Here is a 15,904-nt window from a genome sequence, read left to right on the forward strand (position 1 = left end):
CCCGTTGTATATGACTCCATTTTAAATGAATCGCTTTATTGTCAGCGGAGTACGTAAAATCATGCGAAATTCCCGTAATCATTAGACTGAGTACCATACGAATTAATATGTTGACCTGAATTTTCTTTTTCGGAGATTTTGGGTTGCGGTTCATTCCATTTTATACCCGACCCCCCACACTGTTTTAATATATTGCGGATGTCTCGGGGATTCCTCCAATTTTTCGCGCAGATTACGAATATGGACCATTACCGTATTGTTGGAGAACCCATAGGATTCTTTCCATATAGTTTCGTAGATGTGTTCGGAGCTGAATACCTGTCCAGGATGACTGGCAAGCAAAAGCAGGATAGCAAACTCCATCGGCGTAATTGCAAGTTCATTTCCTTTTATCTTTACGGAATGTTTGCTCTTATCAATGACCAGATCTCTGATGAGGATAAGGTCTTTGGACTCCTCTTGTCCGATCAAGGTTTGCCGTCGTAATTGTGCTTTTACGCGAGCGAGCAATTCAAGGGGATTGAACGGCTTGACCATGTAATCGTCTGCTCCTGTTGTTAGCCCTGTAATCTTATCAATATCCTCTTCCTTGGCTGACAGCATGATAATCGGCATATTGGATATTTCCCGTATTTTAAGGCAGGCTGTGATTCCATCCATCTCAGGCATCATAACATCAAGGATAACCAGCTGGATGGGCCTTGCTTTAATTACATTCAGGGCTTCATCGCCATCAGCAGCCTCGATTACACCATAACCTTCGTTGCGTAGATAAATATGGATAACGTCTCGAATGTCTGGATCATCGTCTACGACCAGGATTGTATTCATATGCTTTGAACTTCCTTTCTGAATGCTTCGAGAATCAAAGGGTTATTCTAATTGTCTTCTTTCTTACGACATACATACACGAAGGCAGGAGGAATATTGAGAGGTACCCATTCCATTTTCTCAATGACAAACTTCTCGGCGAGCTGCTTCTTCATTTGTAGTGAATATTGAAAAGCGACGAATATACCTCCTGGCTTAAGAGCCTGGTAAATTTGTTCAACCAGAGTTTCTCTTAAATCACTGTCAAAGTTGAAGAACGGAAGACAGCTAAAAATACAATCCAACTGATCAATATTCTGCTGTTTTATTGTTTCTACCAAGGCCGCTGCGTTAGGATGGATACTCAGGTCTGGATAATTCTTATGCAGATTATTTCTCATGGTTGTATTCATTTCAAACAGGAAAACTTTAGTGTCATCATTTGTACAGTCAATAATATATTGGGTGATTGCACCGGTTCCGGAACCAAGCTCTGCGACTGCCTTGACTTCCTGCCAAGCTGCTTGTCTAACCATGGCTTTAGCCAGAAAGCGAGAGCTTGGAATAATGCTTCCTACATGCTTGGGACTATGAACAAAGCTTCGCAAAAATAAAAGATACTCATTGGATTTCATCGGTTATTCCTCCATTATAGTCAGGTATGTTAGGATCAACACGCTTTTGTCTATGAACTGAAGTGTTCAAAAATTGAAGCAAACATATCCAAGATGGTGGTACCAAAAAAAGTCCCTAACATGAAATAAGTAGTAGTCCAGAAAATAGCACTCGAATACGAAAGAAAAATGAACTTTTTATAATGTGTGCCACCCAGTCCAACCAATAGCGGCATGAAATAACGTACAATAGGAATAAACATGCTGATACACATGGCCCAATCGCCTTTTTTTTGAAGAAGTAACTCAGCTTTTTGATAGTGATTATTGTCATGTAGCCTTCTTTTTAGCCTCTGTCCGAACAATTTTCCAGCACAATATGAGATCGTAATCGCTGTTAGCAATCCTGCCAGAATGCAGAAGTATGTTAACCAATGATTAATAGCGCCTGTATGGCTGAGGATCGCGCCACTAAGAATGGTCACTTCATTAGGAATGGGAACGCCAAACGGGCCTAAGGAGAAGGCGAGAAAAAAGAAAAGATAGCTGTATTGATGGATTAGCTCTATCAGCGTGTTACTGATCATTATTTCAGCTCCTCGTGTTGATAAAGCTATAATAATGATAAAAACTAAGGAAATAAGAAGGGTAATTCTAAAGAAAATATAAAGAAATTCTAAAGAAAATCTAAAGAGGCCAGCATAGAATGGTAAAAAATTAAAGAAAGCACCTCCTATTGTTGAACGTTATCGAACAATGGAGGTGCTTCACATAGAATGAGCTTCTTGCTGTTTTGGCACGTGAGAGTTCCAAACCCTAACTTGATAGGATTATTCTACAATCTCTTGTTTTTTCTGTCCAACTTCGAGAAGTGGAGAGTAAGGGGGGATTAAATGTACGAGACGGTATGACAGATTATTAGCCAAGTGCGACAGTTCCTCTGGAAAGGATACGTGAGCGGTTCTCCTAGCGGCCCAACATGCATTTCATTTCCAGTGGGTGTCGCACTTATTCATCCATGAAGTTCAGTTCTTTTTTTCCACCGCATGGCCGCCAAACTCATTCCGAAGTGCAGCGACTACTTTTCCAGTAAAGGTGTCTTCATCTAATGAACGGTAACGCATCAATAATGACATTGCAATAACAGGGGTGGCCGTTTGCAGATCTAGTGCAGTCTCCACTGTCCACTTTCCTTCCCCGGAAGAATGCATGATACCTTTGATTTCATCTAGCTTTGCATCTTTAGAAAATGCTTGCTCCGTTAACTCCATGAGCCATGAACGAATAACCGAGCCATTATTCCACACTCTGGCCACTTTTTCGAAATCAAAATCGAACTCGCTCTTCTTCAACAATTCGAATCCTTCTCCGATCGCTGCCATCATTGCGTACTCAATACCGTTATGAACCATTTTCAAAAAATGACCGCTACCTGCTTGTCCAGCATATAAAAAGCCATTCTCAACAGCGGTATCTCTAAAAATAGGTTCAACAATATTCCAAGCCTCATGATCTCCACCAATCATATAACAAGCACCGTTTCGCGCGCCTGCCATTCCTCCAGAAGTACCAGCATCCATAAAGTGGACCCCTGCTTTTTTTAACTCATGATATCGACGAATGGATTCTCTGTAATGTGAATTTCCTGCTTCAATCATAATGTCACCATTACTTAAATAAGGCTTGAGTTCATGAATTACCGAATCCACTACGTTGTGAGGAACCATGATCCAAATTACACGTGGTTGTTCCAAAGACTGAACGAGATGCTGCAAATCGGTGGCCCCTTGGATTCCATGTTTATTTACTTCTTCAACGGCTGTAGTATTTACATCAAATGCTACTACATGATGTTGGTTGTCAATTAAGTTTTGTGCCAGGTTAAATCCCATTTTTCCCAATCCAATAAGTCCTACTTTCAAAATGATTCCTCCTCTTATAGTACATAAATTTTGTTTACCACCATTTAAATCCATCTGATTCTAACAACTGATGGGCAGCTTTAGGCCCCATTGTACCTGCTGAATATTCGTGAAGGGGAAGGTCATTTTGATCAAATGTCTCTAATATGGGCTGAATCCATCTCCAAGATAATTCAACCTCATCCCAATGAGCGAAGAAGGTGGAGTCTCCACGAAGAGCATCTAGTAGAAGAAGCTCATATGATTCAGGAATATTATTATTGGTGTCGGTAAAGTTAACTTTAATGGGTTCTAATTCCCCAGTTATAGAGTTTTTGCTATTTATTTGCATCGACACTCCTTCGGTGGGGCTTACGCTAATCATAAATAGATTGGGGGTTACGTACTGCTTTTCATTAGACAAGCTATTTACTGTATTTTTGAATTCAATGACAATTTTTGTTGACTTTTCTGACATTCTTTTGCCTGTCCGAATATAGAAGGGAACTCCATCCCAAATGGAATCATCGATCCACAGACGAGCAGCCACGAAAGTGTCATTTTTAGATGATATATCAATGTTAGGTTCTTCTAAGTATCCAGGAACAGGTGTACCGTTTATCTCTCCCGGACCGTATTGACCACGAACAACGTGAATTCCTACGGAGTCTTTATGCAAAGGCCGTAACGATTGCATCACTTTTTTTTTGACTGGCCTGATTTCGTTAGTCCTGATTTGCTTTGGGAGATGCATTGCTGTCATTACTACTAACTGCAGTAAGTGATTTTGAACCATATCACGAATGGCGCCCACTTTATCGTAATAAGCAGCTCTCTGTTCTACTCCAACGGTTTCGCTCGCTGTAATTTGAACGTTAGCAACAAAGTGATTGTTCCAAAGTGACTGCAACATGGGGTTAGCAAATCCCAGTGATTCAAGGTTTTGAACCATAGGTTTTCCCAAATAATGATCAATAATAAAGATCTCTTCTTCATTAAAAGCCTTATTAAGCTCGGAATTTAATTCTTTAGCAGATTCTAAATCATGTCCGAAGGGCTTCTCGATAATCAATCGTTTCCATCCCGTTGTTTCTCCTAAGCCACTTTCCATAATGTTATAGGCAATGACATTAAAGAATTTAGGGGCAACCGACAAATAGAACATTCGATTTTCTTTAATACCCAGTTCCTGTTCCTTTTTCTGTAAAATTTGAAGTAATTTTTTGTATCCTTCTGATTCATTGACATAAAGTTGAACGTATTGAAACTGATTACTGAATCTTTTTTTCAGAGATAAATCTTTTTCAGAGTGCCTGGAAAAAGTGAGCAAAGCTTCTTCTATACGTGCTTGAAATTCAACCTGAGATAATGATTCTAAACCAACCCCAATCAGTGACATCGTATCAGGTAATTTCTGATCCAAATATAAATTAAATAGTGCAGGGTAGATTTTTCTACTTGCTAAATCACCTGTAGCACCAAACAGGACAAAGGTCATAGAGTCCATGTATCATCCCTCCTATTTTGCACGATCAATGTTGATGTTCTCTGACCGCTCATTCCTGCGATGAAAAATATTTCCGCCTTGGCTCATAGTCAAGAGCAGCCTCAACCCGAGACTTATGAGAGCCAAATTAGTATATTATTTATATTTCATGTTGGTAAGTACGCACTTTAATCACACATAGTGAGAAAAAGTATACTATTGCTAATGTCAAGGAAATAACACTGGTGGTTATGAACAACCTAGAAAGAGCTGAGGCTTGCAGCTAGAAGAGATTGCATGTGAAAGAAACAATAGCCAGAGTTTGAATACCTGTGTTACTATGGTTTACTTCTGTTACGATCTGGCTTATGATCCATACCAGACATCCTTACATCGGTAACCATCAGGGGGGCTTATGAGAAAAGCGAACACCAGGCTAGTGAAAGAGATTAACTTGAACCATGTGCGTGAAGTGATGCAACGGGTCGAGACGGCGACCAAGCCTCAGCTGGCTTCCATGACCAAGCTGAGTGTGGTTACGATTAACTCGTTGATCAGGGAACTACACGAACGTGGAGAAGTATTTGAAGATATGGTGGTTCCATCCAATGGTGGCCGACCGGCACAGACCTACCGCTACAACTATGAGCACAGCCTTGCGCTTGTCTTGTATTTGAAGGAAACGCAGGGGCAGGAGCTGGTCTCGGCAATGGTAATTAATCTGGAGAATACCCTTCTATCCAAGCAGGATTATGTAATGCCGAGTTTTGATAAGCAGCAGCTATACGGGATTATTACTCATTTCATCTCTACATACCCAGCGATCAAGATCATGGGCATCGGTATTCCCGGACAGGTAGTTAACGGTGAAATTACAGTCAGTAGCCATCAAGAGCTAATGGGCTCCCACCTGATTAAAGAGATAGAACTCGAATATGGATTACGAGTTATGGTTGAAAATGATGTCAATGCTGCCGTTAGCGGGTATTGCCTGAAGCAAGAACAAAAAGAGGGACAGGAGCAATGCGTAGTAGGTATCTATTTTCCCAACAGATATCCGCCAGGGATGGGTATTCTATGGAATGGGCAAGTCATGAGAGGCAAACAAGGCATGTCGGGTGAAATCAAGTTTCTTCCTAACAGTCCTGACTGGATGAACAAGATGGCCAGTCATACTTTTGTCGAGGCTGTCTGTACGATTCTTCATACGGTCAATGCGGTGCTTGCTCCAGATCAGATCATTATTTATCAAGATCGAGTGGAGGAGCAGCATTTGAATGAGGCCTGGAATACTTATCGGGATACACACCCCATGGCGTCCTGTTCCGAGATCATATTACAGGAGACTTTTCAACAGGATTACGAGGCAGGTCTGCGCAAAATGACCCTGAAGGAATTACAATTGAACGGGATGCTCATCCCATAATCGAAGCAACGACCTGGAGTTTCTTCCAGACTACTTTTTTACTATGCATGGGGTAGAGATGATGCCTTGACAAAGATAACATCCTACCCCATATTATTATGTGTATTTTATAAATATGGTTTATTAAGCGGATAAGCAACATCATCATCATTTCACAATAAGGAGAGAATATTTCTATGGCAACCTGGTTTTTGATAGTGATCTATCTTGCTTTTATTAGCCTCGGACTTCCAGATTCACTGCTGGGTTCGGCTTGGCCCGTCATGTGGCCTGAGATTGGTTCAACGCTGGGATCTGCAGGTCTCATATCCATGATTATTGCGGTAGGCACGATCATTTCAAGTCTGGCCAGTGGCAGAATGATTCAGTTGCTGGGTACAGGCAAGATTACCATGGCTAGTTGCTTACTTACCGCCGTGTCTCTGTTAGGCTTTTCTATGGCTCCGTCCATGCTCTGGTTAATCGTGCTGGCTGTACCACTCGGTCTGGGGGCCGGTGCAGTTGATGCAGCATTGAACCACTACGTAGCTGATAATTACAAGGCTCACCACATGAACTGGCTGCACTGCTTCTGGGGCGTAGGTGCAACTATGGGGCCAATCATCATGGCCACTTACCTTGCCGGGGAGCATTCCTGGAGAGGAGGGTATGCTGCAGTAGCCATTATTCAATTTATCCTTGTGGTTGTACTTCTGTTGACGTTACCTCTCTGGAAGCGTGTAGCGGCCGCCCGAGAACAGGAGCAACCAGCACGCAGTGAACAAGACACTAGCCTGCAAGCAGATGCAGAGGTCATTCTTCCAGTAAAGGTACTTCGATTGAGGGGGGTCAAGCCTTCGTTATTCGCATTTCTTCTGTATTGCGGAGTAGAGACGACAGTAGGGCTGTGGGGAGCCAGCTACTTGGTTCAGTCAAGACAGGTGACAGCAGAAATGGCTGCGGGATGGATCTCATTGTATTATGGCGGCATCACCTTTGGCAGATTGATTACGGGCTTTATTACATTAAAAGTGCAAAATCGTCATCTGATTCGTTACGGCCAGCTGATCACGGTCATAGGCGGGCTTGTACTCTTGCTGCCGCTACCAGCATCACTATCAATCGTGGGATTTATCCTGATCGGGCTAGGCCTCGCTCCTATCTATCCTGGATTATTGCATGAGACACCTGCCCGGTTCGGAAGAGAGCATTCAGCCAAATTAATGGGATACCAGATGGCCGTTGCCTATAGTGGGACTACGCTTGTACCGCCATTGTTCGGGCTTCTTGCTGCGCAAGTCAGCACAGACTTGTTCCCGGTTGTTGTACTTATTCTATTGGTATTAATGCTGTTCAGTGTCGAGAAGGTCAATCAAATATTAAAGAGATCTAATACACTCCACAATAAAAAGCACATGCCGTATTGAATTGTAATGGTGGAAATAGTAACTAAAAAAATAACATTTGACATGAAACTAGTTACATGAAATAAGCTTGATGTGTAGCCGGCAACGCTTGATATACATGCAAGGTGACGCTCGACATCCACTTTATAAATGATCATTATAAAGATTGATTAGTAAGCGGGCTGATGTCTGTCCGAATACGATTTCGTGCTCGAATGGTCTGCAGCGACTTTATACATTTTAGGTACTAGGCTTCGTGTAAGGAGGTATTGAGAGCCATGTTACAGTGGATTCTGGCGGCATGTTCTCTGATAGGCGTGTATGTAATAGCTAGATGGGTGGTCAACTGGCGTCGGACTGATGTCATAGCTCGGCAGAGGTATGAGTCCTTCCAAAGGGATTGGGAAGGTATTGAAGAGGATGTTCATGCTGACAATGAAGTAAGTGCCAAGAAATCATCTTAATTACTTTTCATGGAGGTTCATAATATGATTAAACTCGTAGTAACTGATTTGGATGGGACATTTCTGAATAACAAGAGTACATTTGATGTGGAGCTATTTAATGAGGTTCACGCGGAGATGCAAGAGCAGGGGATCACATTCGTTGCATGCACTGGCAAACAATGCGAGCGGGTTGAAAAGCTGTTCGGGGAACACGGTAAAGGGATATGGATTCTGGGGGATAGTGCAGCGAGAATAAAAAGAGACGGGGAAGTCGTCAAGGAATTCACGATTGCTCGGGAGCTGGCCCTTCAGGCCATTGAGGAGATTCAAGCCTTTGATCCGGAGATGACGCTCATTGTGTGCGGTAGTGATGCTGCTTATGTCTTGTCATCTATTCCGGAGGATATGTACAGGGTCGTGAAGGGCTCTTATGAGCAAGTGATCAAGTTGGATTCTTTCCAGCAGATTACTAATGACTTTATTAAGATCACCGTATTCGATGTTAAGGAGCGGTGTGGAGCACTGAGAAAGCATGTTGAGAAGAAGCTGGATGGGCAAATATACATTGTGGATTCAGAGCCCAGATGGCTGGATATTACGGCGCTGCATACGCACAAAGGTGAGACGGTCAAGAAGCTGCAAGAGATGCTGGGTGTTACTTTTGAAGAGACGATGTCATTTGGTGATGGAGAGAATGATGTGGAGCTTATGGCGATTGCAAAATACAGCTTTGCAGTAAGTAATGCTTGTGATAATACGAAAAGGGCTGCAAGCTTCATTACAAAATCTAACGAAGAGAATGCAGTACTGCTTACGATACAAAAGATTATAGAGCTACAAAAGAAGTAAGCTTGACGAGATTCCCCTCACGAATTAGCACCGTCGGAGGGGATTTTTGTATGATAGAGGAGAAAAGGATATCAAGCCTAAAGGAGAGAAGTAGATGAGCCAGAGAATCGAGTGGGAATCAGGTCGATGGTTGAATCCTCCCCTGTCTGCGATACGTGAAGGAGAAGTCTTTAAGGTGGCCCCTGAACAAGGGAAGGATTTCTGGAAGAAAACCTTATATGGGTTTGAGCATGAAGATGGAGCTGCCTTGTTGACGGAATGGGATAACACATCAGCCGTGGAGGTCTCCTTTCTGCTGTCCTCCTTCACCGAGCTATATGACCAGGCAGGCGTGCTGCTGTATCATGGTCCTGCGCAATGGATCAAGACTGGAATTGAGATTAACGATGGTATTCCTCAGCTATCAGCAGTCGTCACCGATGGTTACTCGGATTGGTCGCTTGCTGCTGTGCCCGAATGGATCGGGGAAGAGGTTACCATACGCTGCTCGATCATTAAAGATGCTGTGGTCATTCGTGCACGGACGAAGCATCATCCATGGCGTACCATTCGTGTGGCGCGTTTTCCTTATCTCACTGGAAATGAAGCCGGCCCTTTTGCTTGCTCTCCAACCCGGGATGGGTTCGAGGTTACATTCACTCGCTGGTGCTTTGCGGAGCCAGATCAAGATCTTCATATGGAGCCTTCATTAGAGTAGTCGTATCGCATAGCGCATAGCATGAGACCCATTAGAACACCTTCAGGAATATGCCTTCATGTCTTTAGATGTGAGGGATAGTTGAAGGTGTTTTTGCGATACGTTTGCAACAAAGGCCAATGGATCAAAGCCGGTGGTGGAATAATGTAAGAAAATGTGGAAAAAAGGAAGAAGAATGCAGATGCCCAATTGAAACAAAAGGGATATTATGGTATTTTATATTGTAAGCGATTACAAAAATGCTAAATATTGATAATACGCTTCATTTTGAAATTTGGAGGTGAGGGACAGAAGGAAGCGAAGTAAGGGTAACAATACACATGAGCTTAAGGAGGATTAGATATAATGAAACCAAGGTCCAAGAAGCTGCTCCCACTGCTTATCGCTTTAGTCATGAGTACCTCTTCCTCAGCGACGGTATCACTGGCTAGTGATATGACTCCTAGCGCTGCTCCTACATTCAGCAATGTATCCGTTCATGATCCGTCTGTGATCAGAGCGAACGGAACCTACTACGTGTTTGGTTCACACCTCGCCTCGGCCAAGACTAACGATCTGATGCGCTGGACACAAATCTCATCATCCGTACACAATGGGAATCCTTTAATCCCTAATGTACTTACAGAGCTTGCTGCTGCGTTCCAATGGGCGGAGACGGATACATTATGGGCAGCAGATGTGGTTCAATTAAATGATGGGAAGTACTACATGTACTACAATGCTTGCAAGGGAGATTCTCCTCGGTCAGCGATGGGCGTAGCCGTGGCTGATAACATCGAGGGACCCTACAAGGATAAAGGGATTTTTCTGAAGTCAGGAATGTGGGGAGAACCGAGTGAGGACGGAACCGTCTATGATGCTACCAAGCACCCTAATGTGGTCGATCCGCATACCTTCTTTGATAAAAATAACAATCTGTGGATGGTCTATGGATCTTACTCTGGTGGAATCTATATTTTGAAAATGAACCCTCAAACAGGGTTTCCTTATCCCAATCAAGGGTACGGCAAGAAATTGTTAGGGGCCAATCATAGTCGAATTGAAGCACCATATATGCTATACAGTCCCGAGACGGACTACTACTATCTCTTTCTTTCATACGGAGGACTGTCAGCAGATGGAGGATATAACATACGTGTAGCTCGCTCCAAGTCTCCTGATGGACCATTTGTGGATGCGAAAGGAAATGATATGACTCGAGTTGGAGGGAAAGCAGGTACATTTTTTGATGACAATGCGATTGCGCCTTACGGTGTGAAGCTGATGGGGAACTACCAATTCGAACCTGTTCAAGGTGAACCATCCCATACTGGCTCTGGTTACGTATCTCCGGGTCACAATTCGGCATATTATGATGAGCAGACCAAGCAATACTACCTGATCTTCCATTCTCGGTTCCCTTCTCGGGGCGAGGAGCATGAAGTGCGGGTACATCAGATGTTTATGAACAAGAACGGTTGGCCTGTGGTAGCACCTCATCGCTATACACAAGAAACAGCTGGGAATTATAAAAAAGCTGATGTAACGGGCCAATATAAATACTTGAATCATGGCAAGGATATTTCCGCAACGATCAAAAAATCCAGTCTAATTAACTTTAATGATAATGGTACGATCTCTGGCAGCGTATCGGGCACTTGGCGATTGAAGGAGAAGCATAGAATCGAACTGGTCATTAACGGTGTGGACTATCATGGTGTATTTGTTCGCCAATGGGATGAGGGAACGAAGACAAACGTTATGACCTTCACTGCGCTATCCAATGAAGGTGAAGCCGTGTGGGGAAGCCACACGGCGACAGGCAATTAATACATGGGGGCGCACTTCGAAATTAGTACCTGTAAGTCAACATCTATGAAAAAGTGAGAAGGAGCTATGAAGCTCAAGATCCGAACTACTAAGACTAGAACTTCTAAGATCAGAAATACTAAGATCAGAAATACTAAGATCAGAAATACTAAGATCAGCACTTTGAAGTTCAGACTTTAGCTGCTCTCAAACGCCCCAGCCTCTGCTGGAATCATGGAGTGGCAGATAATGGGAACAATAGATTAGCGGCTTCTCATGTAACCCCCTGGCATGCCAGGGGGTTACTTATCGTCCATGCAAGAGCTTTGACGAACAGGCGAATGCATGTATAAAGCTGTGGGATTGAGCGCAAGATCCTTATGTTATATACGATGATCTATGATTCCGGGGGATGCATCCGTAGGAGCACCTTCAAGGGTATCTTCATGTCATAAGATGTGAAGGACACTTGTTACTACCTCTTGTAGTAGATCACAGAGATTGCGGATTTTATTGGAAGTAAGGATCTATCCGTTGCAAATATAAGGGTTTTACAGTATATAATTGTAATCGCTTACAGTTATATGATTTACTTAAAATTAAACTGGATCCAGGAGGTGAATAATTGAATTCGGTAAATATAGTAATTAAATGAATTTTATATGAATAGGGAGGATTCTGATTTTATGAAACTGAGGTCTAACAAGCTAGTGCCACTAGTTATTTCTATGTTATTGATTACTTCTTCGTCTGGAACGGTATCGATGGCTAGTGATACTCCTGCTCCTACATTTTCTAATGTATCTGTTCATGATCCGTCAGTTATTAAAGCTAACGGAACTTACTATGTATTTGGTTCACATCTCGCGGCGGCCAAGAGCAACGATCTAATGCGTTGGACTCAAATCTCATCATCAGTACGTAATGGCAATCCTCTAATTCCTAATGTGTTCACAGAGCTTAAGGATGTTTTTGCTTGGGCTGAGACGGATACATTGTGGGCAGCAGACGTAATACAGTTAGAGGATGGTAAATTTTATATGTACTACAATGCCTGTAAGGAAGACTCTCCTCGTTCCGCCATGGGGGTAGCAGTAGCTGATAACATAGAGGGACCTTACACGGATAAAGGGATTTTTCTGAAGTCTGGCATGTGGGGAGAGCGGAGTGAGGACGGCACCATCTATGATGCTACCAAGCATCCTAATGTAGTCGATCCGCATACCTTCTTTGATAAAAATGGGGAACTTTGGATGGTATATGGCTCTTATTCAGGTGGGATCTATATTATGAAAATGAATCCTCAGACAGGCCTTCCTTATCCCAATCAAGGATATGGTAAAAAACTGTTAGGAGGCAACCACAGTCGCATAGAAGCACCTTACATGTTATACAGTCCGGATACTGACTATTATTATCTCTTCGTTACATATGGAGGATTGACAGCAGATGGGGGATACAATATTCGTGTTGCTCGTTCCAAATCCCCTGACGGTCCGTTTGTTGATGCAAAAGGCAATAATATGACCCGTGTAGGAGGCAAAAAGGGTTCATTTTTTGATGATGATGCTATTGCACCTTATGGGGTGAAATTATTAGGCAACTATCAGTTTGAACAGGTTCAAGGGGAACCGCGACATTCAGGAACGGGTTATGTCTCTCCTGGTCACAACTCAGCATACTATGATCCACAAACTCAAGAGTATTTTCTCATTTTTCACTCTCGGTTCCCATCCCGGGGTGAACAACATGAAGTACGGGTACATCAAATGTTCCTAAATAAGGACGGCTGGCCAGTAGTCGCCCCTCATCGATATGCACAAGAAACAGCGGGGAACTACAAAAAAGATGATGTAACGGGCCAATATAAATATTTGAATCATGGCAAGGATATTTCCGCAACGATCAAAAAATCCAGTCTAATTAACTTTAATGATAATGGTACGATCTCTGGCAGCGTATCAGGTACTTGGCGACTGAAGGAGAAGCATAGAATCGAACTGGTCATTAACGGTGTGGACTACCATGGTGTATTTGTTCGCCAATGGGATGAGGGAACGAAGACAAACGTTATGACCTTCACTGCGCTATCTAATGAAGGTGAAGCCGTATGGGGAAGTCACACGGCGACAGGCAATTAATACATGGGGTCGTATTTCGAAAATAGTGCATGTAAGCCATTATCTTATGAAAAGTGTGGGAGAGCTATTAAGCTCAAACGCCAAAGATCAGACATCAGTTCCTGTCACACTCCAGCATCTACTGGAATCCTGGAGTGGAAGGTAATAGGAACGGTATATTAAGCGGTATTCTTAAGTAACCCCCTGGCATGCCAGGGGGTTACTTATCATCTATGCAAGAGCTTTGATCCGCAAGCCAATGCAGTTATAAAACTGTGGGATTGAGCGCAAGATCTTCCTGTCAGCCTTCTCGGCATAAATTCTTGGACTCTATCGATATCACATCACACCCAGAAGCAACTGCATGCAGCTCAAATGGCGGGAATCGAGCACGTCGTATCCAATCCACAATAGCTAATACGAAAAGACCATCGCTCTAGGGCGATGGTCTGTCATCAAACAGAATAATCAAGCCAATTTTATGGTAATAACAGAATTTTGTCCAGCAGAAACTTCTCCTTCATGCGTCTTTACCTCAAGCACGGCATCCAAGCCATTAGGAACTATCACAGGTGTAATAATTGGATAACCCGCCGCTTTGATATGTTCCATATCAAATTCCAAGAGAATTTGGCCCGCGCTAACACGATCTCCTGTTTCGACCATGGGAGTAAATCCTTCCCCTTTTAATGAAACAGTGTCCATGCCAACATGGATCAGTACTTGCGCACCCGAATCATGTTCAAGAACAATGGCATGCTTAGTTTTGATAAAATGCGCGACCAGACCATTAAAAGGCGAAAAGACCTTACCTTCGGTTGGCTCTATTGCTATGCCTTTTCCCATCATCCCTTCTGCAAAAGCTGCGTCAGGGACCTTTTCAAGCGGTACCGCCCGACCGTTCAAAGGTGCCATTACGATTAAATCTTCGTTCTGTTTTTTTTTCTTTTTCATCCAAGATAACATGAATGTATTCCTCCATTCTCAGTAAACACTTAACATGACCCGAAACATTATAGTGAATATTTCCTTTAACACAATTTTACTTGTAAATTGCTAAGAAGGATCATTACAGGAAAAGCCTAGGCTAGAGCGATATTTCTTCTGGGTATTTAAGTAATGGTTCGCAGCAATTTTTGTATTTTTTGCTGCTTCCACATATACAGCGTTCATTTCTCTTAGGAAATTTGAAACCCTTTTTCTCTAGCTCTAGCAATCTATCCCGCTTGATATTTCCGGCCAGCTTGAGCATTTTGTTCTGGCTGTACTTGAAAATTTGCTTATAGCCCTCACAGAAATATTCCACGCCCATTTCATTGTTTTGCTGCATACGATTACGCGGGCATCCACCATGACACATCTTAAGAAATTCACAGGATTGGCAAGGTTCTGGCAAAGATTGTTTTAGTGATAAGAAGTCATTCCATTTTTCACTGTTTATGATCGACTCCAAGGAATGTTCCCGGACATTGCCTAGCTTGTAATCGTCCTGTATAAAGAAATCACAAGGATATGCATCTCCATTTTGTTCAAGGACAAGCACTTTAGGACAGGATTCGCTTTGTTGGCACATCTCCGGCTGCTGATTTAGATAAACACCCAGCACATTATCAAAGAATCTCACCGATCGTTTAGGATTGCCATCATTGTACCAAATATCAAATACTTCGCACAAAAAGTCGCCATATTGCTTCGGAGTAATGGTATATTGCCCTTGCTCACCAACATTTTGCGCCTTAAATTTCATACAAGGAATAAATTGTACATGCGTATATTCCTCACGCTCATAAAATTGCATCAATTCCCTGCCTTTAGACACGTTGGCTTCATGAACTACTGTTAAGATATTAAAATCCACATTGGCTTCTTTTAAATGCTCAATCCCTCTCATAACCAGTTCAAAACTGCCCTTGCCTGATCCGGTAATTCGCCGGACATCATTGATCTCCTTGGGCCCGTCCAAACTGATCCCTACCAAAAATCTGTATTCTTTAAAAAACTCGGCCCATTCCCTGTTAATCAACGTCCCGTTGGTTTGAATAGCGTTGTAGATAACAGTGTGGGGAGCGGCATACTTTGTTTGCAGCTGCACCACTCTTTTAAAGAAATCCAAACCTGCCAACAGAGGCTCTCCCCCCTGCCAGGTAAAGGGAACATATCCTTTTTTGAGCTTCATATACTCTTGTATAAACTTCTCCAGCGTTTCATCTTCAATTCGATCTATTCTTCCTGGAATGCCGTTACAACTGCTATAGTAACAATAATCACAGGCAAGATTACATGCTTCTGACACTGTTTTCCACATGACTCCTGCAATTTGTCTATTTAACATGGAATGATCTTCAACCATATTTATCCCCTCAAGAGATATAAAGTTTGTGT

The 15,904-nt window shown here is 42.7% G+C and carries 14 protein-coding genes; 7 read left to right on the forward strand and 7 right to left on the reverse strand.

Annotation, left to right across the window (positions count from 1 at the left end):
- Window positions 1-150: 150 nt before the first annotated feature.
- From K331_RS0123835 to zwf, 5 genes are all read right to left on the reverse strand, one after another.
- Window positions 151-831 carry a response regulator transcription factor gene (locus K331_RS0123835; protein WP_018885834.1) on the reverse strand — a complete coding sequence of 227 codons (681 nt, stop codon included), beginning with the start codon at window positions 829-831 and terminating at the stop codon, window positions 151-153.
- Between the two features lie 47 nt (window positions 832-878).
- Window positions 879-1,445, reverse strand: a complete 567-nt coding sequence (locus K331_RS0123840; RefSeq protein ID WP_028592201.1) for a class I SAM-dependent methyltransferase — start codon at window positions 1,443-1,445, stop codon at window positions 879-881.
- A gap of 50 nt (window positions 1,446-1,495) precedes the next feature.
- On the reverse strand, window positions 1,496-2,011 hold the full coding sequence (locus K331_RS0123845) for a DedA family protein (protein WP_028592202.1): 516 nt from the start codon (window positions 2,009-2,011) through the stop codon (window positions 1,496-1,498).
- Between the two features lie 438 nt (window positions 2,012-2,449).
- Entirely contained in the window at window positions 2,450-3,346 is an 897-nt protein-coding gene (gnd, locus tag K331_RS0123850) for a phosphogluconate dehydrogenase (NAD(+)-dependent, decarboxylating) (RefSeq protein ID WP_028592203.1), read from the reverse strand.
- Window positions 3,347-3,380: 34 nt separating this feature from the next.
- On the reverse strand, window positions 3,381-4,832 hold the full coding sequence (zwf, locus tag K331_RS0123855; RefSeq protein WP_028592204.1) for a glucose-6-phosphate dehydrogenase: 1,452 nt from the start codon (window positions 4,830-4,832) through the stop codon (window positions 3,381-3,383).
- Window positions 4,833-5,226: 394 nt separating this feature from the next.
- Between zwf and K331_RS0123860 the strand changes: the two genes are divergently transcribed.
- The 7 genes from K331_RS0123860 (at window position 5,227) to K331_RS0123890 (ending at window position 13,543) form a co-directional block, all read left to right on the forward strand.
- Entirely contained in the window at window positions 5,227-6,237 is a 1,011-nt protein-coding gene (locus K331_RS0123860; protein WP_028592205.1) for an ROK family protein, read from the forward strand.
- A 176-nt stretch (window positions 6,238-6,413) separates the two neighbouring features.
- Window positions 6,414-7,643 carry an MFS transporter gene (locus tag K331_RS30375; RefSeq protein WP_036635688.1) on the forward strand — a complete coding sequence of 410 codons (1,230 nt, stop codon included), beginning with the start codon at window positions 6,414-6,416 and terminating at the stop codon, window positions 7,641-7,643.
- Window positions 7,644-7,900: 257 nt separating this feature from the next.
- Window positions 7,901-8,086 (forward strand): hypothetical protein, encoded by a 186-nt coding sequence (locus K331_RS0123870; protein ID WP_028592206.1) that lies wholly within the window; start codon window positions 7,901-7,903, stop codon window positions 8,084-8,086.
- Between the two features lie 24 nt (window positions 8,087-8,110).
- Window positions 8,111-8,917, forward strand: a complete 807-nt coding sequence (locus K331_RS0123875; RefSeq protein ID WP_028592207.1) for a Cof-type HAD-IIB family hydrolase — start codon at window positions 8,111-8,113, stop codon at window positions 8,915-8,917.
- A gap of 94 nt (window positions 8,918-9,011) precedes the next feature.
- Window positions 9,012-9,614 carry a DUF1349 domain-containing protein gene (locus tag K331_RS0123880; protein ID WP_028592208.1) on the forward strand — a complete coding sequence of 201 codons (603 nt, stop codon included), beginning with the start codon at window positions 9,012-9,014 and terminating at the stop codon, window positions 9,612-9,614.
- A 393-nt stretch (window positions 9,615-10,007) separates the two neighbouring features.
- Complete coding sequence (locus tag K331_RS0123885; protein ID WP_051290039.1) at window positions 10,008-11,423, forward strand: glycoside hydrolase family 43 protein; 1,416 nt, start codon at window positions 10,008-10,010, stop codon at window positions 11,421-11,423.
- A gap of 707 nt (window positions 11,424-12,130) precedes the next feature.
- Window positions 12,131-13,543, forward strand: coding sequence for a glycoside hydrolase family 43 protein (locus K331_RS0123890; protein WP_051290040.1), 1,413 nt, complete (start codon window positions 12,131-12,133; stop codon window positions 13,541-13,543).
- 447 nt (window positions 13,544-13,990) lie between these two features.
- Here the strand turns inward: K331_RS0123890 and K331_RS0123895 are convergent, their stop codons facing one another.
- Both K331_RS0123895 and K331_RS0123900 read right to left on the reverse strand, forming a co-directional pair.
- Window positions 13,991-14,488, reverse strand: coding sequence for a PTS sugar transporter subunit IIA (locus K331_RS0123895; protein ID WP_028592211.1), 498 nt, complete (start codon window positions 14,486-14,488; stop codon window positions 13,991-13,993).
- 121 nt (window positions 14,489-14,609) lie between these two features.
- Window positions 14,610-15,872 (reverse strand): anaerobic sulfatase maturase, encoded by a 1,263-nt coding sequence (locus tag K331_RS0123900; RefSeq protein WP_051289997.1) that lies wholly within the window; start codon window positions 15,870-15,872, stop codon window positions 14,610-14,612.
- Between the last annotated feature and the right edge of the window lie 32 nt (window positions 15,873-15,904).

It is taken from the genome of Paenibacillus massiliensis subsp. panacisoli DSM 21345, assembly GCF_000426545.1.
Classification (GTDB): domain Bacteria; phylum Bacillota; class Bacilli; order Paenibacillales; family Paenibacillaceae; genus Paenibacillus; species Paenibacillus panacisoli.